Origin of the sequence: Pectobacterium atrosepticum (assembly GCA_019056595.1) — a bacterium.
GTDB classification, from domain to species: domain Bacteria; phylum Pseudomonadota; class Gammaproteobacteria; order Enterobacterales; family Enterobacteriaceae; genus Pectobacterium; species Pectobacterium atrosepticum.
Genome location: CP036163.1, coordinates 3,739,699 through 3,759,828, shown reverse-complemented (window position 1 = coordinate 3,759,828; position 20,130 = coordinate 3,739,699). Strand labels below are relative to the sequence as shown.

At 52.6% G+C, this 20,130-nt stretch carries 17 protein-coding genes and 1 riboswitch; of the genes, 9 read left to right on the top strand and 8 right to left on the bottom strand.

Annotated features, from left to right (window positions below; all coding sequences use genetic code 11):
- Nucleotides 1-205 precede the first annotated feature (205 nt).
- Nucleotides 206-862, bottom strand: a complete 657-nt coding sequence (alkB, locus tag DCX48_17760) for a DNA oxidative demethylase AlkB (GenBank protein QXE16196.1) — start codon at nucleotides 860-862, stop codon at nucleotides 206-208.
- Nucleotides 859-1,974 (bottom strand): bifunctional DNA-binding transcriptional regulator/O6-methylguanine-DNA methyltransferase Ada, encoded by a 1,116-nt coding sequence (ada, locus tag DCX48_17755; GenBank protein ID QXE16195.1) that lies wholly within the window; start codon nucleotides 1,972-1,974, stop codon nucleotides 859-861. Before ada ends, alkB begins: the two co-directional genes overlap by 4 nt.
- A 223-nt stretch (nucleotides 1,975-2,197) precedes the next feature.
- Between ada and DCX48_17750 the strand changes: the two genes are divergently transcribed.
- The gene (locus tag DCX48_17750) at nucleotides 2,198-2,860 is read left to right on the top strand and encodes a DNA-3-methyladenine glycosylase 2 family protein (protein ID QXE16194.1); all 663 of its coding nucleotides are present in this window, start codon (nucleotides 2,198-2,200) and stop codon (nucleotides 2,858-2,860) included.
- A gap of 26 nt (nucleotides 2,861-2,886) precedes the next feature.
- Here DCX48_17750 and DCX48_17745 read toward each other — a convergent pair whose 3' ends face one another.
- Together DCX48_17745 and DCX48_17740 are read right to left on the bottom strand one after the other, a co-directional pair.
- Nucleotides 2,887-3,705, bottom strand: a complete 819-nt coding sequence (locus tag DCX48_17745) for an IS630 family transposase (protein ID QXE16193.1) — start codon at nucleotides 3,703-3,705, stop codon at nucleotides 2,887-2,889.
- Between the two features lie 99 nt (nucleotides 3,706-3,804).
- Nucleotides 3,805-4,275 (bottom strand): multidrug/biocide efflux PACE transporter, encoded by a 471-nt coding sequence (locus DCX48_17740; protein ID QXE16192.1) that lies wholly within the window; start codon nucleotides 4,273-4,275, stop codon nucleotides 3,805-3,807.
- A 264-nt stretch (nucleotides 4,276-4,539) separates the two neighbouring features.
- Here DCX48_17740 and DCX48_17735 point away from each other — a divergent pair, with 264 nt between their 5' ends.
- Together DCX48_17735 and DCX48_17730 are read left to right on the top strand one after the other, a co-directional pair.
- On the top strand, nucleotides 4,540-5,418 hold the full coding sequence (locus tag DCX48_17735; protein ID QXE16191.1) for a LysR family transcriptional regulator: 879 nt from the start codon (nucleotides 4,540-4,542) through the stop codon (nucleotides 5,416-5,418).
- Nucleotides 5,419-5,866: 448 nt separating this feature from the next.
- On the top strand, nucleotides 5,867-7,510 hold the full coding sequence (locus tag DCX48_17730) for a fumarate hydratase (GenBank protein QXE16190.1): 1,644 nt from the start codon (nucleotides 5,867-5,869) through the stop codon (nucleotides 7,508-7,510).
- Between the two features lie 258 nt (nucleotides 7,511-7,768).
- Here DCX48_17730 and norR read toward each other — a convergent pair whose 3' ends face one another.
- Entirely contained in the window at nucleotides 7,769-9,307 is a 1,539-nt protein-coding gene (gene norR, locus DCX48_17725) for a nitric oxide reductase transcriptional regulator NorR (protein QXE16189.1), read from the bottom strand.
- Nucleotides 9,308-9,474: 167 nt separating this feature from the next.
- Here norR and DCX48_17720 point away from each other — a divergent pair, with 167 nt between their 5' ends.
- The 3 genes from DCX48_17720 to tehB all read left to right on the top strand — a co-directional run bounded on the left by DCX48_17720 (nucleotide 9,475) and on the right by tehB (nucleotide 13,371).
- Nucleotides 9,475-10,992: an anaerobic nitric oxide reductase flavorubredoxin gene (locus DCX48_17720; GenBank protein QXE16188.1), complete on the top strand. Its 1,518-nt coding sequence runs from the start codon at nucleotides 9,475-9,477 to the stop codon at nucleotides 10,990-10,992.
- A gap of 10 nt (nucleotides 10,993-11,002) precedes the next feature.
- Nucleotides 11,003-12,139: an NADH:flavorubredoxin reductase NorW gene (norW, locus tag DCX48_17715; protein QXE17291.1), complete on the top strand. Its 1,137-nt coding sequence runs from the start codon at nucleotides 11,003-11,005 to the stop codon at nucleotides 12,137-12,139.
- Between the two features lie 371 nt (nucleotides 12,140-12,510).
- Nucleotides 12,511-13,371 carry an SAM-dependent methyltransferase TehB gene (gene tehB / locus DCX48_17710; protein QXE16187.1) on the top strand — a complete coding sequence of 287 codons (861 nt, stop codon included), beginning with the start codon at nucleotides 12,511-12,513 and terminating at the stop codon, nucleotides 13,369-13,371.
- Between the two features lie 84 nt (nucleotides 13,372-13,455).
- Here the strand turns inward: tehB and ribB are convergent, their stop codons facing one another.
- Complete coding sequence (ribB, locus tag DCX48_17705) at nucleotides 13,456-14,109, bottom strand: 3,4-dihydroxy-2-butanone-4-phosphate synthase (GenBank protein QXE16186.1); 654 nt, start codon at nucleotides 14,107-14,109, stop codon at nucleotides 13,456-13,458.
- Between the two features lie 127 nt (nucleotides 14,110-14,236).
- Nucleotides 14,237-14,437: riboswitch (FMN riboswitch) on the bottom strand.
- Nucleotides 14,438-14,748: 311 nt separating this feature from the next.
- Here ribB and DCX48_17700 point away from each other — a divergent pair.
- Nucleotides 14,749-15,042, top strand: a complete 294-nt coding sequence (locus DCX48_17700; GenBank protein QXE16185.1) for an accessory factor UbiK family protein — start codon at nucleotides 14,749-14,751, stop codon at nucleotides 15,040-15,042.
- A gap of 73 nt (nucleotides 15,043-15,115) precedes the next feature.
- Here DCX48_17700 and yjeH read toward each other — a convergent pair whose 3' ends face one another.
- Together yjeH and zipA are read right to left on the bottom strand one after the other, a co-directional pair.
- Entirely contained in the window at nucleotides 15,116-16,369 is a 1,254-nt protein-coding gene (gene yjeH, locus DCX48_17695; protein ID QXE16184.1) for an L-methionine/branched-chain amino acid transporter, read from the bottom strand.
- Nucleotides 16,370-16,497: 128 nt separating this feature from the next.
- The gene (gene zipA / locus DCX48_17690) at nucleotides 16,498-17,493 is read right to left on the bottom strand and encodes a cell division protein ZipA (protein ID QXE17290.1); all 996 of its coding nucleotides are present in this window, start codon (nucleotides 17,491-17,493) and stop codon (nucleotides 16,498-16,500) included.
- 207 nt (nucleotides 17,494-17,700) lie between these two features.
- On the opposite strand from zipA, the gene cysZ reads away from it, so the two are divergent.
- The gene (gene cysZ, locus DCX48_17685; GenBank protein ID QXE16183.1) at nucleotides 17,701-18,549 is read left to right on the top strand and encodes a sulfate transporter CysZ; all 849 of its coding nucleotides are present in this window, start codon (nucleotides 17,701-17,703) and stop codon (nucleotides 18,547-18,549) included.
- A 162-nt stretch (nucleotides 18,550-18,711) separates the two neighbouring features.
- Nucleotides 18,712-19,680, top strand: a complete 969-nt coding sequence (gene cysK / locus DCX48_17680; GenBank protein ID QXE16182.1) for a cysteine synthase A — start codon at nucleotides 18,712-18,714, stop codon at nucleotides 19,678-19,680.
- Nucleotides 19,681-20,130: the final 450 nt, after the last annotated feature.

Sequence of the window (20,130 nt, the reverse complement as noted above, 5' to 3'; positions counted from 1 at the left end):
CCGTTTAAGCATCGAGATACACGGGGCGACCACAGGGGTGAGGCGTCCCTGCGGGAACCTCCCCCTGTGTTTCCTCTAACAACGGGCTTAAGCGATCAGCATTATTCCCCTAAGCCAGCCTGTATACCGATGCGGGCTGGCTATCTATTTAAAAGGAATTCACTCAAGTGCAAACAAAATTCACGGTAAGCAGAATAGCGTTCTCTTATCCGGCTTTACGAAACGTCAGATTAAAACGGCATTCATCAGGCATCCCTTCTGGTACCGCGCCACTTTTCAACGGCAGAATACCGTGGAAATAGAGCCGCGATTCACCACCCCAGACCACCACATCGCCATGCGTCAGCGGAACACGACGTGCTTTATCACTACGCACCATACCGCCAAACAGGAACGTCGCACTGAGCCCCAGCGAGACAGACACGATGGGCTGGTGAAAATCCCGTTCGTTTTTATCCTGATGCAGAGACATTCTCGTACCAACATCATAGCGATTGATCAGGCAGGCATCCGGTTCAAAATCAACAAAACCGGCTTCGCTCGCCGCCAGCTTCGCCAGTCGGGAAAAGGCCTCCGGCATGGCGGGCCATGCTTCTCCGCTCAGCGGATCGTGTGAGGTGTAGCGATAGCCCTGTTCATCCGTCACCCAGCCAAGTTGTCCACAGTTGCTCATCGCCACCGACATCACAAAGCCGCCCGGCGTGATCATGTTACGCAGCGGCGCACACGCAATGACGGTTTGCAGCGCCGCCAGCAATGCCGCCGCATCGTCGTAGGCGCGACCACGCAGGATGACCGCGCCCGAAGCCAGCGTTTCCGTCCAGCGACGCGGTGCTTCATCGGCAAATAAATCAAAGTTCACGGCGGCGATTCCTCTGGCTGATGCACAATCTGTTTTTTCTCCACTTGCTCTTTCTCCAGCAGAGCACGTTTACGCTCAACGCCCCAGCGATAACCTGACAGCGCCCCATCATGCCGCACCACGCGATGACAAGGAATCGCAACCGCCAGCCGGTTCGCCGCACAGGCACCCGCGACAGCGCGCACGGCAGCGGGCGATCCGATTCGCTCAGCAACCTCACGATAGCTCAACGTTTCTCCTACCGGAATGGCCCGCAGTGCCTGCCAGACACGCTGCTGGAATGCCGTACCGCGAATATCGAGCGGCAGCGTCAGGCCGATGGATGGATCGTCGACAAACCCGACGACCTGCGCCATCCGTTGTTCAAACGTTGCATCACCGCCAACTAAATGCGCGTGAGCAAACATCTCCTGAAGTGTATTGAGCAGAGGCTCAGGATCGTCTCCCAGCAGGATCGCACAGATCCCTTTCTCGCTTTCCGCCACCAGCACGTCGCCAAGTGAGCAGCGGCCAATCGCAAAGTGGATCGTCATCCCCTTTCCTCTGTTCTGAAACGCCGTCGGCGTCATTCCTAAATGCGTACCGGCTTCGGCATAAAAGCGCCCGCTGGCGTCATAGCCCGCAGCGACAATCGCTGCGGTCACCTCGCCGTTGTCTGCCAGATGTTCACGTAACTGCCGGTGACGATAGGCGCTGGCATACTGTTTTGGCGTCAGACCCGTTGTGGTTTTGAACACGCGATGAAAATGGAAAGCGCTTATCCCTACAGCTTGAGCCAGCACCGCTAGCGTCGGCGGACGATCCGACTGCTCTATCATCCGGCACGCGCGGGCAATCTGCTGCGCCTGCTGTTCCTGCCGCGAAAGCATCCCCTGACGACATCGTTTACACGGGCGGAAGCCCGCCGCCTGCGCCTCATCAGCCGTCGCGAAGAACACTACATTTTCACGCTGAGGCTGGCGTGATGCACAGGATGGCGCACAGTAGATACTCGTCGTCTTCACCGCATAGATAAAACAACCGTCAGCCGCCTTATTGCGTGTTACTACCGCCTGCCAGCGCGAGTCGTCATCCTGAAACGGTGTATCGTTAAGCATCGTGTCGTTACGCATTTATGCACCTCATTTCAATTCAGTATTACTGCTAATCTTACTATTACTGAAAGTCACGTCATGAGCTAACGCTAAACCGAAGTCACCCTGCGCACACGTTCAATTCTTGCTTTTTCATTCGGATGTTCTTTTTCATACGAATAGCCCTTCCCAGATGGCGTGTCGCGCGGCAATCACCTATGCTCGTTTCCTGTCCTTTGCGTTCGCATCACGGAAGCCGTTTATGCCATCCCACCCATCGTCGGATTTGACGCAGCACGCCAAAGCACATCTCAGTGCGATTAATACACGCTGGGCAAGCGTGATCGAGCAGGTCGGTGACTGTCGTCATCAAACTGCACCACACCGGGAACCCTATGAGGCGCTGATGCGTGCGGTTGCCTATCAGCAACTGACGACGCGTGCCGGAGATGCGATGGTCGCGAAGCTCTTGCGGGTACATGATGATGTCTTTCCCAGCCCGCAACAAATGCTGGCCTGTTCCACCGACACGCTGCGGCAGTGCGGCTTTTCCGCCCGCAAAGCGGATACGCTACATGGCATCGCACAGGGTGCAGTAAGTGGGCTGGTACCGAGCCTCGAACAGGCCGCAGAGAGGGATGATGGCACGCTCATTCAGCAGCTCACCTCGATAAAGGGGATCGGGCGCTGGACGGTAGAAATGTTTTTGATTTATTCGCTGGAACGCACCGACATCATGCCGCTCGACGATTTGGGCATTCGTCAGGGATTGCGCTACATCTACGATTTATCGGATATGCCGAAGCCGCGCGAGTTACAGGTGCTCAGCCTGCCCTGTCAGCCTTACCGCACCGTGGCGTCATGGTATTTATGGCGATCGCTTGAGCTACCGGCGTATCAAAGCTTCAAACTGACACACCGGTAAAGGGCGGGACTAAATAACTTTGCATATTATCGCTCCACTTTAGCCAGACCATGATGATTGCCGGGGAACGGTGAGGCCGCATTCATAAATTGATTTACCCGACCCAGCAATTGCCACATATATCGGCACTGATGGTTACGCGTTATGGTTTCGTGCAACGACAGCCACAGCAATTCTATTGGATTCAGCCACGGCGAATACGTTGGCAGGAACAACAACCTGAACTTCTTGTTTTTCTCCAGCCAGCGCTCCACCTTGTGGCTTTTATGGATAATGTAGTTATCTACCACTATCGTGAGCGTTTTTGCTCGCCGGTATGTGCGCCGTAATGCCTCTAACAGATTGATAAATAAATCAGAGCACTTGCTGTTACCGCCGACATAATGGACTCGCCTCGTGTCCGAATGCAGTGCACCTGCCAGATAATGTTTTTGGTTATGTCCCGGCGTAGTAATACGCTTCTGTTGTCCTTTGAGCATCCAGTGATTAACGATAAGTACCAATAACTCAGTGCTCCATCGGGAACGCAGCCAGCCGAAATCCTGCGGAGAGCGTTGTACCAGCAGTGGAAGAACCTGAAGAATATCAGCGACAGGCCACCGGGGAGCACGTCCGGACCTGAGACTTTGTAGTCCTTCAATACCATGTAAAGTAAACCAATTAATCCATCGACCGACGGATGAGCGGGCAGCGCAGAGCAGTCTGGCAACGTCGGTGACGGTCATCCCGCGATGCAACATCAGCATGGCAATGAGTCGTCTGGCGTAATTTTTATCGCGTGTCTGCTGGATTTCTTTACGCATCAGTTGTCGTTCTTCATCAGGGATTACTGCTATGATCGGCATCGCTCAGTCCGGTTGGTGATTTGTGATGTTTGGCGATTGATCAGATCGCTCAATTCGGACTGAGTTCCCTCCAAGTGATCTATTATTTTGCAAAGTTATTTAGCGCAGGCGGGAGCCAGCCGATACGTGTTGGACATGATTGCGACGATTCACAATGCGTTCACGTAACGTGTCGTAAGCCCAGTTATACAGCACGGTATACGGCAGGAAGAACAAGAAGAAACCGATCTCCACCATCAGCGCCTGCCACAGCGTGACGTTCAGCATCCATGCCGCCAGCGGCAAACCAATCAAGATAAAACCGCCTTCAAACCCCAAGGCGTGAGCGACGCGGATCGGCAGCCGACGCTTAACGCGTTCCGCAGGCCATAAGCGATCGAATATCGAGTTGTAGATCATATTCCAGATCATCGCGACGCTGGACAACATAATGGCCAGTGCGCCCATATCGAAAAGGGATTTATTCAGCAGCCAGGCACCCGCAGGCGCACAGATCATCAACGCAATCAGCTCAAAGCCCACGGCATGGCACAGGCGTTCACGTAAGGTTTTGCTAGTCTTGTTCTGCATACCACATTCACTTTTATTTATTGCAAGTTACTGGTCAGTTTTTGCCATGACCATGGATGGCATCGTATTACGGCCTTATTTTCATCGCATAAGCTGGTAGAGTACAGTTAGATTCCATCGATAAAAACGATATACTCGTCATACTTCAAGTTGCATGTGCGTTGGCTTTCCTCGCTCACCCCAGTCACTTACTGATGTAAGCTCCTGGGGATTCACTGCGTCGCCGCCTTCCTGAAACTCGAATTATTTAGGGTATAGATAAAGATGCGTTATTCACCAGAATCATTGCTGGCTTTTATCACCACCGTTGATGCAGGTTCGTTTTCCGCCGCCGCCCGGCGCTTGCATAAAAGCCAGTCCACCATCAGCGCCGCCATTGCCAATCTGGAAGCCGATCTGGGGCTGACGCTGTTTGATCGAGCCGGCCATCAACCGGTACTGACGCTGGCAGGCAGAAAAGTACTTTCTCACGTACAGGCGATCTTGTCCGCCAGCGAAGAGCTGGATGAGCTGGCGATCCGTCTGGCAGACCATATCGAACCCCGCCTGACGTTTGTACTGTCCGATATCTGGCAAGCCACCCATTACGAACCCGTGATTCAGCGTTTCGCACACAACTTTCCCGATATTGAATTTGAATGTCTGGTTGCGGAAGGCGACGACGTCATCGACCTGCTGCAAATGGACCGCGCGCATGTCGGGCTATTACGTGCTCAGACAGATTACCCGCCCGATATTGCCGCTGCGCGTTTGCAGGTTAAGACTGAAATGGCAGTCTTCGTGTCGGTTGCTCACCCGCTCGCGACTGAAAAAACCGTAACACGTAGCCAATTGGCGACAGTCCGCCAGCTCTATCTCAATACCTATAAACGTAGCGACCGGCTGCAACCGGAAGGGATCGTCTGGTCTGCGCCGTCCTACCTTATGCTCTTAGAGATGGCACAGCAGGGGCACGGCTGGAGCAGCCTACCGCGCTGGCTGGTGGCGCAATACGACAGACAGAAGCTGGTGGAGCTGCCTGTGTCAGGCTGGCCGCAGTGGATTGACGTAGATGTTGTCTGGTCTAAACCCCATCCGCCCGGCCCAGCAGGACTGTGGATGATCGACAATCTCCTTGCTCAACAAGAGAGTACGCCGCCATAACGCTGGCAAAATCATACGGGCCACAGCCGGTGGCTTTTATGATGAGCTCGCTTTTCATAAAGAGATAAAAAGCCGATAACAATTCCTTTATATCGTTAACGAATAACATTAACGATAAAATGGTTATTATTTTTAATTTCACCGTTTACTTTACTTAATTAAGCCAATTAAAAGAGGATAATGTGCACGTTATACCGTGCACATTATCCTGTACCGCGCGGCGGCTTCTCTCGCCTGCCGCAGGGAAAAATAATGCACATCATCATTATTATTGTGATGTACCAAAGTAGTACTTCCCGACAAAAAACCATACTATTATAGGGATTACTACTTTTGTATTCGAGACATCCCTGTGGTGCTGCGGTAATACGCCTTACCTTAATAATAAGACGTTAAATCCTATAAAGGTCGGAATTTACTAATTAATGCAATTGCAAGTGAGAAAAAAATGTCGAATAAACCCTTCTATTACCAAGATCCTTTTCCACTCAGTAAAGATGACACCGAATATCGCCTGCTGAGCAGCGACTTTGTCTCTGTCGCGCAATTTGAAGGTCAGGACATCCTGAAAGTCGAGCCAGCGGCGTTGACCCTTCTGGCCCAGCAAGCCTTCCACGATGCTTCTTTCATGCTCCGCCCCGCTCATCAGCAGCAAGTTGCCGATATTCTCCATGACCCAGAAGCCAGCGAAAACGATAAATACGTTGCTCTGCAATTCCTGCGCAACTCAGAAATTTCCGCCAAGGGCATTCTGCCGACCTGTCAGGATACCGGTACCGCGATTATCGTGGGTAAAAAAGGCCAGAACGTGTGGACCGGCGGTAACGATGCCGAAGCGCTGTCTCAGGGTGTGTACAACACGTTCATTGAAGACAACTTGCGTTACTCGCAGAACGCTGCGCTGGATATGTACCAAGAGGTCAACACTGGCACCAACCTGCCTGCGCAGATTGATCTCTACAGTACCGAGGGCGAAGATTATAAATTCCTGTTCGTCACCAAAGGCGGCGGTTCTGCTAACAAGACCTACTTGTATCAGGAAACCAAAGCGCTGCTGACGCCGGGTAAACTGAAGAGCTTCCTGATCGAGAAAATGCGTTCATTGGGCACGGCGGCCTGCCCGCCATACCACATCGCGTTTGCTATTGGCGGTACCTCGGCAGAAACCACGCTGAAAACCGTTAAATTGGCTTCGACCAAGTACTATGACGAACTGCCGACCGAAGGCAACGAGCACGGTCAGGCGTTCCGCGATGTCGCACTGGAGCAGGAGATTCTGGAAGCGGCACGCGATCTGGGTCTGGGGGCGCAGTTCGGCGGTAAATATTTCGCGCACGATGTGCGGATTATCCGCTTGCCGCGCCACGGCGCATCTTGTCCGGTCGGGATGGGCGTATCCTGTTCCGCTGACCGTAACATCAAAGGCAAGATCAACCGCAAGGGCGTCTGGCTGGAGCAGTTAGAGCAGAATCCGGGCAAATATATCCCTGAGCATCTGCGTGAAACAGGCGAAGGCGATGCGGTTAAAATCGACCTGAACCGCCCAATGACCGAGATCCTGAAGACGCTGTCGCAGTATCCGGTGTCCACCCGCCTTTCCCTGACTGGCACTATCATCGTGGGTCGTGATATTGCTCACGCCAAGCTGAAAGAGCGTCTGGATAACGGTGAAGGTCTGCCGCAATACATTAAAGATCACCCGATCTACTACGCAGGCCCAGCGAAAACACCGGAAGGTTATCCATCGGGTTCATTAGGCCCAACCACCGCTGGCCGCATGGATTCCTATGTCGATTTACTGCAAGCCAACGGCGGCAGCATGGTCATGCTGGCAAAAGGCAACCGTAGCCAACAAGTCACCGACGCATGCCATAAACATGGCGGTTTCTACCTCGGCAGCATCGGCGGCCCGGCAGCGATTCTGGCGCAAAACAGCATCAAGAGCCTGACCTGCATCGAGTACCCAGAACTGGGTATGGAAGCCATCTGGAAAATCGAAGTAGAAGATTTCCCTGCCTTTATTCTGGTCGATGATAAAGGCAACGATTTCTTCCAGGTGATTCAGAGCGCCAAATGCGTGAAATGCGGTTAAAGAAGCTTTTGCGTGATTAGAGGTTAGGGGATATTTCGTGTGCCAACTCCCCCGAGTTTCGGGGAGTGTTCAGACCGTTGACAAACCTATTTGCCGAATGAAAACGGGAGTAACGGAATAGAAGAGTAAAGCGTTTGCGCCAAGGATGGCGCAAGCCGAGCTTACATGGACGTACTTGCAGCGTCTTTACGATCTATCCGTTACCCCCGCTCTGCAAGCTTTGTCAACAACCTCGGCTCCCCGATTTTTGGGCGTTTTTCATTTGATGCCCAACCGCTTCGCCAGACGGTGCAGGTTGCCGCTGTCCATTTCCAATTCTCTCGCGCAGGATGACCAGTTGCCCTCATGGCGCGCCAGCGTTTGTTGGATAATCCGACGCTGATAATCATCCGTTGCCTCTCGCAGGCCGCCGCTGATGAAATACGCGGACGCGGTCTCAATAGCATTCGACGATCCTGCTCTGGAATGAACCGGTTGGGAGGGAAGTTCGAGATTGAAATGCTCAGGGCCTAAAAGTACCTCTCCCGATTCTTGTCCGGCACGCGCCAGCACAGTAGCGCGGTAAATTGCATGCTCCAGTTCGCGCACGTTCCCCGGCCAATCGTACTGTTCCAGTAACGCGCCCGCTTCCGCGGTTAACGCCAGACGTACCAGCCCGAGCTGCGCACGGCTGCGCTCACAGAAGAAACCAGCTAACAGCGCTACATCCTGACTACGCTCACGCAGCGGCGGCACAGACAGCGGGAACACACTCAAACGGTGGAATAAATCGGCACGGAAAGCCCCATCCAGCACCGCCTGCCGCAAATCGCGGTTAGTTGCTGCCAGCACGCGCACGTTTACTTTCAGGCTGCTGTCATCCCCCACGCGCTGTAGGTCGCCATATTGCAATACGCGGAGCAACTTCGCCTGTAGCGTCAGCGACAGCTCGCCAATCTCATCCAGAAACAGCGTACCGTTGTCCGCCATTTCAAACTTGCCGGTTCGATGATGAATCGCACCAGTAAACGCGCCCTTCACATGACCAAACAGCTCGCTCTCTGCTACCGATTCCGGCAGCGCAGCGCAGTTCAGATACACCAGAGGATGATTTGCACGACCGGAACCATGATGAATCGCCTGCGCCACCAGTTCTTTACCGACGCCAGTCTCTCCCATAATCAGCACGTTCAGATCGGAACCCGCGACAATATCGACCTCTTTCTTCAACCGCTGCATCGGTTCTGATAATCCAACCATTTCTTCCACGCTTTCCGCTGCCGGACTTTCGGCACGCACCGGCGCGGGCAGCTGCCGTTCAAGGCGTTCCATCAGCAGCGCATTACTCAGCGCCGCCGCCGCCATCGCCCCCACCAGCCGCAGTTCCTCATCGCTAAAATGATCGAACTGGCACGGATCCATGCCGTCTACGGTCAGCGCACCGATCAGGTTCTGATTGGCAAACAGCGGCAGGCCAACGCAGGCGTGCACCTTAAGATCCTCTTGACTGGGGATCAGGCCGTCATACGGATCGGGAAGCTGACTGTCCGCCGGAAAACGCACGACATCCCCAGCACGGGCAATCGCCTCTAGACGAGGATGATCGGACAGGCGAAAACGTCGCCCCAGCACGTCCGGTGCCAGGCCATCTATCGCCAGCGGGCGGAATAGCTGATTTTCGTAACGCAGCAACGCCGACGCATCACAGCGCAGCAGTTGGCGCAGGCTGTTAATCAATCGCTGAAAACGATCCTGATTCGATAGCCCCATTTGCAGCTCGATAGCGATATGGGCAAGGGCGTTAATAGAAAGCGTCATGGTGTGTCCTAATGACATAACCTGTGTCATTAGGACAATAGTTAATATGTGTCAATTTGACAATCTATATTTATCAAAACCTTATAAATCAACATATTAAAAACTGGCACGCTTCCTGCAATCTTTACAGCATATTTTCTCGCATATGCTTATTGAGGTTTCAGAACATGACTATTCACGTAAAGAACAACATCCACTGGGTTGGACAACGCGATTGGGAAGTCCGTGATTTTCACGGCACAGAATACAAGACGCTGCAAGGTAGCAGCTACAACAGCTACCTGATCCGCGAAGAGAAAACCGTGCTGATCGATACCGTCGATCACAAATTCAGCCGTGAATTTGTGCAGAATCTCATGGCGGAAGTGGATCTGAACACGATTGATTACATCGTGATCAACCATGCCGAAGAGGATCACGCTGGGGCGCTGAGCGAGCTGATGGCGCGTATTCCCAACACCCCGATTTACTGCACCTATAACGCGATCGATTCGATTACCGGCCATCACCATCACCCTGAGTGGAATTTCCACACGGTCAAAACCGGCGACACGTTGGATATCGGGAACGGCAAGCAGTTGATTTTTATTGAAACGCCGATGCTGCACTGGCCGGACAGCATGATGACCTACATGACCGAGGATGCCGTGCTGTTCAGTAACGATGCGTTCGGTCAGCACTACTGCGATGAACACCTGTTTAATGACGAGGTGGATCAAACCGAACTGTTCGAGCAGTGCCAGCGCTATTTCGCCAATATTCTGACACCGTTCAGCCGCTTAGTGACGGCCAAAATCCACGAAGTGCTCGGCTTCAACCTGCCGCTGTCGATGGTCGCGACCTCGCACGGCGTGGTGTGGCGCGACGATCCTGCACAAATCATCCACCTGTATCTGAAGTGGGCGGACAGCTATCAGGAAGATCGCATTACGCTGTTTTACGACACCATGTCCAATAACACCCGCATGATGGCCGACGCCATTGCGCAAGGCATCAACGATGTCGATCCCGGTGTCGCGGTGAAAATCTATAATGTCGCCCGCCACGACAAGAACGAAATCCTGACGCAAGTCTTCCGCTCAAAAGGCGTGTTAGTCGGTTCATCCACCATGAATAACGTGATGATGCCAAAAGTCGCTGCCATGTTGGAAGAGATCACCGGACTGCGTTTCCAAAACAAGAAAGCCTCTGCGTTCGGTAGCTACGGCTGGAACGGCGGTGCGGTAGACCGCGTTCAAACCCGCCTGATGGACGCCGGTTTTGAAACCACGCTGGCGTTGAAAACCAAGTGGCGTCCTGACGGTTCAGCGTTGGAAGTTTGCCGCGAGCACGGTCGCGAAATTGCACGTCAGTGGGCGCTGCATCCGCTGGATAATACGCCTGCCCGCCGTGTCATCTCGCCAATGAAACCGGCGGCTACCGCACCGCAAGTTACCACTGCGGCACAGCCGATGAGCGCTTCTGCTGAGAGCGCCTGCGGATGCAACGAAGTCGCTGCTACACAGTCAGCGGTACAGTCAGAAAGCGGCTGTATGCAGTGCACCGTCTGCCAGTGGATCTACGATCCGGCACTCGGCGAACCCATGCAGGATGTCACACCTGGCACCATGTGGTCGGACGTACCCGACAGCTTCCTTTGCCCAGAATGCGGGCTGGGTAAAGACGTTTTCAATCCAATTCGCTAAGGAGAGGATGATGAAAGATATCGTTATTATTGGCGCAGGCTTTGCAGCCCGTCAGCTTATCCGGCAGCTACGTAAGCTGGATGCTCACTGCCCTATCCGCCTCATCACCGCCGACAGCGGTGATGAGTACAACAAGCCGGGTTTAAGCCATGTGATGAGCCTGCAGCAGCACGCCGACGATCTAACCAAAATGCAGGCAACCGCGTTTGCTGAAGAAAACTGTATTGCGCTACTGGCAAACACCCGCGTTACCGCCATTGACCGCAACGCGCAAGAGGTCGTCTGCGGAACGGATCGTTACGATTACCACAAGCTGGTGTTCGCAACCGGGGCCAGCGCAATAGTGCCGCCAATTCCGGGGCGCGAACACATGCTGACGCTCAATAGTCAGCAGGAATACCGCACCCACGAAGCTCGGCTCTGGCAGGCCGAACGCGTGCTGGTGCTCGGTGCCGGACTCATCGGCACCGAACTGGCGATGGATCTGAGCCGCGCCGGAAAACGCGTCACGCTGGTTGACTGCGCCAGCAGCATTCTGCCTACGTTGATGCCGCCTGAAGTCAGCGCACGCCTGCAATTCACGCTGACGCAGCAGGGCGTTTCACTGTTGCTAAACACGACTGTGCAGCAACTGGAGAAAACCGAAACGGGCGTGCAGGCTAGGTTTACTGATGGGCGCACGGTGGAAGTAGACGAAATCATCTCCGCTGTCGGTTTGCAGGCCAACATGCAACTGGCGAAAGCGGCAGGTTTGTCGGTGCAGAAAGGCATTCAGACCAATGCGCAATTACAGACCCCCGATCCGCAGATTTATGCGTTGGGCGACTGCGCGGAAATTGGCGGTAAGCTCTTACCTTTCCTGCAACCGATTCAACTCAGTGCCATCACGCTGGCGAAAAACCTGCTGGGTGCCAGTGAGGCGCTGACCCTGCCGCCGATGCTGGTTAAAATCAAAACGCCGCTGTTTCCCTTACAGATGGCAGGCGATACCACCGGCAGCGATTTGCACTGGCAGCAGGAATGGAACGAACAGGGTATGGTGGCCAAAGCGTTAGATAGTCAGCAAAGGCTGCGTGCCTTTGTGGTCGGCGGCGAGCGGATGAAAGAGGCATTTCCGCTGCTACGACAGCTTTCAGCTACCATCTGATGCAGCAAAATAAATAATGCATTTAAAATACATATTTCTGGTAAGCCCGCGTGCGGATTAATAGAATACGGCTATACCCTAAATAATTCGAGTTTCAGGACAAAACGTTAGCGTTTTGAACAACGCAAAGCGTTGGCCCGCTAGGGCAAGGCTTATTTGTAAGCCTTGTAACGCGGCAAGAGAGGGTCAAATTCGTCGGGAACGAATTTGACCAGCCAACGGCTGGCCTCCGGTGAGAGACAGGATGTCTCTCATTTCATCCCGATGAGCTTACTAAGGTAAGTGATTCGGGTGAGTGAACGCAGCCAACGCACATGCAACGTGAAGTATGACGGGTATATAGATTGTAGAATTTACAGACCGAGGTAACGATGCAAGATCTCATTTGTTATAAGAAGATGCCACAGTGGAACAGCCAGACGCTGCCTGCCGCGTTCCAGGAAAAGCACAACACACAAGAAGGCACTTGGGCAAAACTGACCGTGTTGAAAGGGGAAATGACCTTTTCCATGCTGACCGAAGACGGTGATACGTTGGAGACGTTTCACTTCTCCGAGCAGAACCAGCCACCGTTTGTGGAGCCACAGGCGTGGCATCGCATCGTCTCGTTCTCTGACGATCTGGAATGTCAGCTTAGCTTTTTCTGTTCGGCGGAAGATTTCTACCATAAAAAATACGGTCTGACGCAAACCCATTCCGAAGTGATCAACGCAGTACAGCACATTAAGCCGGGCAAAACGCTGGATTTAGGCTGCGGTGGCGGGCGCAACTCGCTGTATCTGAACCTGCGCGGGTTTGACGTAACTGCCTGTGACAAGCACGAGCAAAGCATTGATTCGCTGAATAACATCATCCAGAGCGAAGCACTGGAAAACATCCGGGCGGGCGTTTACAACATCAATCTGGCAGAAATCAAAGAGCAGTACGATTTCATCCTGTCGACCGTTGTGCTGATGTTCCTGGAACGTGACCGTATTCCGCACATCATCAGCAATATGCAAGACAGCACCGTTGACGGTGGCTATAACCTGATTATCGCGGCGATGTCGACGGAAGATTGTCCGTGTCCGATGCCCTTCTCGTTTACCTTTAAAGAAGACGAGCTGAAGAACTATTACGCCGATTGGGAGATCCTCAAATATAACGAGGATATGGGCGAACTACACAAGACAGATGCACAGGGTAATCGCATCAAGCTGCGTTTCGCTACGCTGCTGGCAAGAAAGCCCTAAGCACGAGTGAGTTGTTGCTGTATTTGTCATAAAACGAAAGGGCCGATTAATCGGCCCTTTTTGTATGCATCGTATCCGCGTGAATCAGCTGGCTTTGCGCTCTGCCGCAATGCGGTAAGCGACCAGATCTTCAATCGTCAGCACCAGCATATCGTGCTGTTTGGCAAACGCGATCACTTCCGGCGCATGCGCCATTGAGCCATCATCGTTCGTCAGTTCACACAGTACGCCAGATGGCTTCAGGCCCGCCAACGTCATCAGGTCAACCGTTGCCTCAGTGTGACCACCGCGTGTTAATACGCCACCCGGCTGGGCGCGCAACGGGAATACGTGGCCAGGGTGATTCAGATCGCTCGGCCTAGCGTTATCCGCAATCGCAGCACGAATGGTAGTCAAGCGGTCAGCGGCAGAAACGCCTGTCGTCACGCCTTCGGCGGCTTCGATAGTTACGGTGAACGCCGTTTGGTAATGGCTGGAGTTTTTCTCCACCATCATAGGCAGTTCCAGTTGCTGGCGACGCTCTTCCGTCAGGCACAGGCACACAATGCCACTGCCGTGACGAATCGTCAGCGCCATTTGTTCAACGGTCATGCTTTCAGCGGAAAAGATCATGTCACCTTCGTTTTCACGATCTTCATCATCCAGTACCAGTACGCCGCGGCCATGACGCAATGCATCAAGTGCGCGTTCTACGCGTTCGGTAGGATTGCCAAATTCAGAAAGTAATGTCTGATTCATGGTAAAAAACCTCAATGTTATTATGGATTACCAGAATCAGGGCGAGCTTGAGGAGTAACCACTACTACAGATTGCATAGCAATAGCTAACAAAAATAACGCGAGCGGGCATGCAGCCCGACAGATACCGTTACTCTCTCCCATCCGGACTTTAACCGTCGGCCCCGGAATTACACCGGGTCTGCTGACCTCATGTTGCGAAAACCGACGATTAATATCGGAAAACACAGCCTGAGCGCTCGCGGGCTTCCAGTGCGCAGAACCTTATTCGTTCATACGTTCACTGGTTTACCGCCGGTGGGGAATTACACCCCGCCCTGAGAATAAGCGGGTTTACTATAACGCTAATACCTCGATAGGGCAATTGATCCACCGCAGGAAATAGGGCAAAACGTATGCTGAATTACAGTAAAATTATGCTGAATATGTGCAAAGCAGATGTCGGATTTCGTTTATAGGCATTACACTTACTCTTGCTATACCCCAAATAATTCGAGTTGCAGGAAGGCGGCAAGGGAAGGAATCCCGATGAGCTTACTCAGGTAAGTGATTCGGGTGAGTGAGCGCAGCCAACGCACATGCAGCTTGAAGTATTACGGGTATATAATATTTACTTAAATAACCTAATCAGGAAAGCGACATGATTGACCCAAAGAAGATTGAGCAAATCGCCCGTCAAGTGCATGAATCCATGCCAAAAGGTATCCGGGAATTGGGTGATGATGTGGAGAAAAAGATCCGTCAGGTCTTGCAAGCACAGCTGACACGACTGGATTTGGTAAATCGTGAAGAGTTCGATATTCAGACGCAGGTTCTACTCCGCACGCGCGAGAAGATTGCGCGCCTGGAACAGCGCCTGACCGAGCTAGAAGCGAAATTGTCTGCGGAAGAAAAGCCAGCCGTAGTGCAGGAAGTCGCGCCGGAAAACGACTAATCATCATCGCGATGCAACGCCCTGCTCAGGGCGTTGCTCGATTATCTACACCGTAACAGCAGCGATCGTCCGATCAGTGGGAAACCAGTTCAACCGACTTGCGCGGTAGGAACAACCATAGCACCGCCAGCATGACTAACGCGTACAGCGATTTCCAGCCTATCATCAGCAACAGCGCACAACAGAGTACTCCGCCAATTGCCGCCATCACTCTGGCGCGCCCTTTCAGCAAACGCCATCCTGCCAGCATACACAGCAGATAAATCAGCACAAAAATGCCATTAGCGTACACAATCAGCATATCCAGCGGCAGCCTGAGCCAGTAGATCAACAGGCAGCACACCAGACAACAGGCAACAACAATCGACAACGCATTAACCGGCGCCTGCCCTGCGGACAGCTTAGCCAGCGCACTGCCTTTCGGTGCCTGCGACCAGACTAAACGGGCAAAACCCTGCGTATAGATATTCACGCTGGCAAAGCAGGCCAGATACCCAACAAAGCAGGCAATCCACAAAGCGTGCTGACCAAACAGTTGCACGACAATACCTGGCAGCGATGCCGTTGCGGCAATCCCTTCTCCGTAAGCCTTAAAATGCAACACCGCTACCGTGCATCCCCAATAAACCGCGCCAGCAACCAGCATGCCGATGAGTAAAGCCCGTGGAAAATCCCGCTCTGGTACCCGAAATTCCGTCGCCATGTGAGCAAACGCTTCAAGGCCAACGAAGCACCAAAACATCACAGCCAGCGCGCCGAAGGTGTTAGGCCATGACAGTTCACTCACCGACGGCCAGGGAATATGCGCGGGCGTGATGTCACCTTGCCACCAGATTGCAGCAACCAGCCCCACAACCAACATCGCAATAACGATCTGAATGTTAGCGCTGGACCCAGCACTGCGCAGGCCAAGCAGCCAGATACCGCCCAGCGTCAGCAACTGTACGCAGAGCAGCCCCAGATCGCTCCAGCCAAATGCCGCCTGCCAAAACCCCGAGGCAATCTGCAAGGCAGCAGGCAGACCAAGGGGAATAACGGAAAGGAATAGCCAGCCGGTCACACGCGCCATGCGCGGCCCAAAGGCGAGATTAACAAAGTGAGCGGCACCGCCCGCATTAGGAAAATGTTGCCCCAGCGCAGCAAAGCCAATTGCGATAGGAAAAACAAACAGGATCAATATCGGCCACGCCCACAGGCTGTCTTGCTGTGCCAGCTGTGCGACCAGCGCAGGAACCGCAAACACCCCAGTCCCCAGTAGCGAAGTAGAAAGCAGCCCTACGCCTTGAATCAGGCCAAGCTCTTGTTTTAACCCTTTGGCTTCACTCACAACGTTTCACCTTTTCCTGCCTTTCTACATCAATGTCGGATCGAAGAATCACGGTCGGATGGAAGAATAAAAAAAGCCTCCACTAACGGAGGCTTCTCTCACCCACTGCATTCACAAATTTTATGCTATCAGGCGTTGGCTTTCAGCACATCGCGAATGCGGGCTTTGTAGGATTCAACCTTCTGCGGCGTCATCATACGACGCTCATCATCCTGCACCACACCGCCAACATCGTCAGCGATACGCTGCGCAGACTGTAACATCAGTTTAAAGTTTTGTCCGGCGTCACCATAAGACGGCACCATCATGAAAATAGACACGCCGGGCGTCGAGAATTCGGACATCGTATCCACATTGAACGAGCCAGGTTTAACCATATTCGCCAAGCTAAACAACACCGGCCCAGCGCCAGCTGGGTTTACATGACGATGGAAAATATTCATTTCACCAAACTGGAAACCGGCCTGAAGCAGGCTTTGTAACAGCAGTTCACCGCCGATGACACCGCCTTGATGCGCCACCACATGCAGCACCAAAACGGTTTCTTTTGCCGCGGCAGGCTCAGCAGGTTGCTGAGGCGCAGGCTGAACTTTCTCATGCAGCGAATGCGAGACAGGCTGCTGTTGCGCAGATGACGGCGCATCATACGCAAACGGTTCACGCGGAGCGTCAATATCCGATTCAGGAATAAAGGTTTGTCTGGGGTCGACAACCTGCGGATTGGCATCACCACGCACCTGAGAACGCGGAGAATCTACTGGCGTCGCTTCGTCCAGTAAAGGATCGTAAGCAGACACGGGAGACATGTGCTCGAACGGCGATTTCGCTTCTGAGCGAACATCTTCGCGCGCACTACCGTAGTTATCAAATGAAGAGCTATCAACTGAAGCGCTATCAAATGAAGGCTCACTCTGCTGCGGGCGAGCCCCCTTAACGCGAACTTCGCCAACGCCTTCATCCAGATCGTCAAGCGGCGTTTCATCACGCGCTTTCTTTGCACGTTTAACCGGGCGGTCACGAAAAAGGGACGAACGCTCTTTACGGCTGGTCCACAAGCCGTGAAGTAAAAGCGCTATTATAGCGATCGCGCCAACAACGATTAATATCAGACGCAAGTCCTGCATCATTGCTATCCCAATTGTTCCGACAATACATTGCCAATATGACAAATACTTATACTACTAACTCTATTTGCCTGAGTACACAAGTGCAAGCCTGCACGGTACTTTAATGACAATAAAGATAGGTACAACGCACTTTTTTGCTGCTTTTTCATCCAAATATGGGCTAGTCAGCATAAGATCATCCCGATATGATGCCTTAACAAACAAATGACTGAGTATATCGGCACCATGTCTTCAGAAAAATCATCGTTTCCAGAAAAACCACCGTCTTTCGAAAAACCGTCTCACAGCAACACCGCAGACCACACTCGCAGCGGCGTACACTATTTTTTTGCCGGATGGCGCTTGATCTCTCTGCCGGGCATCCGGCGTTTCGTTATTCTTCCTTTACTCATGAATATCGTGCTGATGGGCGGCGCTTTTTGGTGGCTTTTCACCCAATTGAATGATTGGATTCCTCAGATCATGAGCCACATTCCAAGCTGGCTTCAATGGCTCAGCTACCTCATTTGGCCACTCGCCGTCCTCTCCATCTTACTGGTATTCAGCTACCTATTCAGTACTATCGCCAATTTTATTGCCGCACCGTTTAACGGCTTACTGGCGGAGCAGTTGGAAGCAAAACTAACCGGCCAAACGCTGCCGGACAGCGGCATACTGAGTATTGCCAAAGACGTCCCACGCATCATGAAACGTGAGGTCCAAAAACTGGCGTACTACCTGCCGCGCGCCATTGTGCTATTGCTTCTCTATTTTATTCCCGGCATCGGGCAGACTGTCGCTCCGGTTTTATGGTTCCTGTTCAGCGCGTGGATGCTGGCGATTCAGTACTGCGATTATCCTTTTGATAACCACAAAGTAGGCTTTTCTACGATGCGGCAGGCATTACGCCGCCATAAAGTCGCCAATATGCAGTTTGGCGCATTGGTCAGCTTGTTTACGCTGGTGCCTTTTTTGAATCTGGTCATCATGCCCGTTGCGGTATGCGGCGCAACGCAGCTGTGGGTGGATCGTTATCGGAATCTATCCGCAACGCTGCCGAAAAAATCACCATAAAAAGACAATGTGCACTGGCTCATAAAGGCCAGTGCTTTCTATTGTAATGAAAAGATATTTCTTAAGAACATAACGATATAGCAATTCTTTACTTCACTGAAAAGTGTGAACGGGTATTCTCTCTACGTTCACAAAAATTTCATACAGTTATAAGGACAGGCTATGAGCAAGATCTACGAAGACAATTCTTTCACAATCGGCCATACGCCGCTGGTTCGCCTGAACCGTATCGGCAACGGACGCATTCTGGCTAAAGTGGAATCCCGCAACCCCAGCTTCAGCGTAAAATGCCGTATCGGCTCCAACCTGATTTGGGATGCAGAAAAGCGTGGCGTTCTCAAACCGGGCATCGAACTGGTTGAACCTACCAGCGGAAACACAGGAATCGCCCTGGCCTACGTCGCGGCGGCTCGCGGCTACAAGCTCACTCTCACCATGCCGGAAACCATGAGTATTGAGCGTCGTAAGCTACTGAAAGCGCTGGGTGCTAATCTGGTGCTGACCGAAGGCGCCAAAGGCATGAAAGGGGCTATCGCCAAAGCAGAAGAGATTGTCGCTAGCGATCCGAGCCGTTATTTGCTGTTGCAGCAGTTCAGCAACCCAGCTAACCCAGAGATTCACGAAAAGACCACCGGCCCTGAAATCTGGGAAGATACTGACGGTGAGGTTGATGTCTTTATCTCTGGCGTCGGTACAGGCGGTACGCTGACTGGCGTGAGCCGCTACCTCAAGAACACCAAAGGCAAGGCCATCATCAGCGTGGCGGTTGAACCTACTGATTCACCGGTGATCTCTCAAGCGCTCGCGGGCGAAGAGCTGAAACCCGGTCCGCACAAGATTCAGGGCATCGGCGCAGGTTTCATTCCTGGAAACCTGGATCTGGAACTGATTGACCGCGTAGAAAAAGTGACGAACGAAGAAGCGATCAGCACCGCACGCCGTTTGATGGAAGAAGAAGGCATTCTGGCTGGTATCTCTTCCGGCGCAGCTGTTGCCGCAGCACTGAATTTACTCAAAGAGAAAGAGTTCGACGGTAAAACTATCGTCGTTATTCTGCCCTCTTCCGGCGAGCGCTACCTCAGTACCGCACTCTTTGCCGACCTGTTCACCGAGCAGGAACTGCAACAATAGCCCCAGGTCATCCTCGGACAATAAGTGACCAATGTGTTAAAAAAGCACCTATTTAGGTGCTTTTTTGTGGCACAGTTCAAACTTTCCACCACATACGGATTGCTTTTCTGCATCAGGTTTAGTATTTAACCGAACAATTATTTTGATGCGTGAAATTAATATCCGACAAATACCATGCCTCATCACATTGTTTTTGTCCTGCGCACGACGGTTTGTTCTCTGCGCACGATAGACCACATCGCCGTTTTGCGACTGAGGTTAAGATAATGGGTGGCGGAATCTGCGGTGTTTGATGGTATTTTATTCAGGAAATACGTTTGACGGTTTTCTTGTCGCATCGTGGCCTGCCCCTGTAACATAAATCAGGAGCTAACCAAACAGGCTAAAGTTCAGTGAATCAACTAAACTTTAGTTCCACAACATTAATCTAATCCATAAGTTGGGGAAAAA

Coding starts and splice junctions, on each gene's coding strand:
- DCX48_17720 (QXE16188.1), top strand. CDS start 9,475: ATGACTATTCACGTAAAGAACAACATCCACTGGGTTGGACAACGCGAT.
- cysZ (QXE16183.1), top strand. CDS start 17,701: ATGACTGAGTATATCGGCACCATGTCTTCAGAAAAATCATCGTTTCCA.
- zipA (QXE17290.1), bottom strand. CDS start 17,493: ATGCAGGACTTGCGTCTGATATTAATCGTTGTTGGCGCGATCGCTATA.
- tehB (QXE16187.1), top strand. CDS start 12,511: ATGCAAGATCTCATTTGTTATAAGAAGATGCCACAGTGGAACAGCCAG.
- norR (QXE16189.1), bottom strand. CDS start 9,307: ATGACGCTTTCTATTAACGCCCTTGCCCATATCGCTATCGAGCTGCAA.
- DCX48_17750 (QXE16194.1), top strand. CDS start 2,198: ATGCCATCCCACCCATCGTCGGATTTGACGCAGCACGCCAAAGCACAT.
- DCX48_17745 (QXE16193.1), bottom strand. CDS start 3,705: ATGCCGATCATAGCAGTAATCCCTGATGAAGAACGACAACTGATGCGT.
- cysK (QXE16182.1), top strand. CDS start 18,712: ATGAGCAAGATCTACGAAGACAATTCTTTCACAATCGGCCATACGCCG.
- DCX48_17740 (QXE16192.1), bottom strand. CDS start 4,275: ATGCAGAACAAGACTAGCAAAACCTTACGTGAACGCCTGTGCCATGCC.
- norW (QXE17291.1), top strand. CDS start 11,003: ATGAAAGATATCGTTATTATTGGCGCAGGCTTTGCAGCCCGTCAGCTT.
- DCX48_17730 (QXE16190.1), top strand. CDS start 5,867: ATGTCGAATAAACCCTTCTATTACCAAGATCCTTTTCCACTCAGTAAA.
- ribB (QXE16186.1), bottom strand. CDS start 14,109: ATGAATCAGACATTACTTTCTGAATTTGGCAATCCTACCGAACGCGTA.
- DCX48_17735 (QXE16191.1), top strand. CDS start 4,540: ATGCGTTATTCACCAGAATCATTGCTGGCTTTTATCACCACCGTTGAT.
- ada (QXE16195.1), bottom strand. CDS start 1,974: ATGCGTAACGACACGATGCTTAACGATACACCGTTTCAGGATGACGAC.
- DCX48_17700 (QXE16185.1), top strand. CDS start 14,749: ATGATTGACCCAAAGAAGATTGAGCAAATCGCCCGTCAAGTGCATGAA.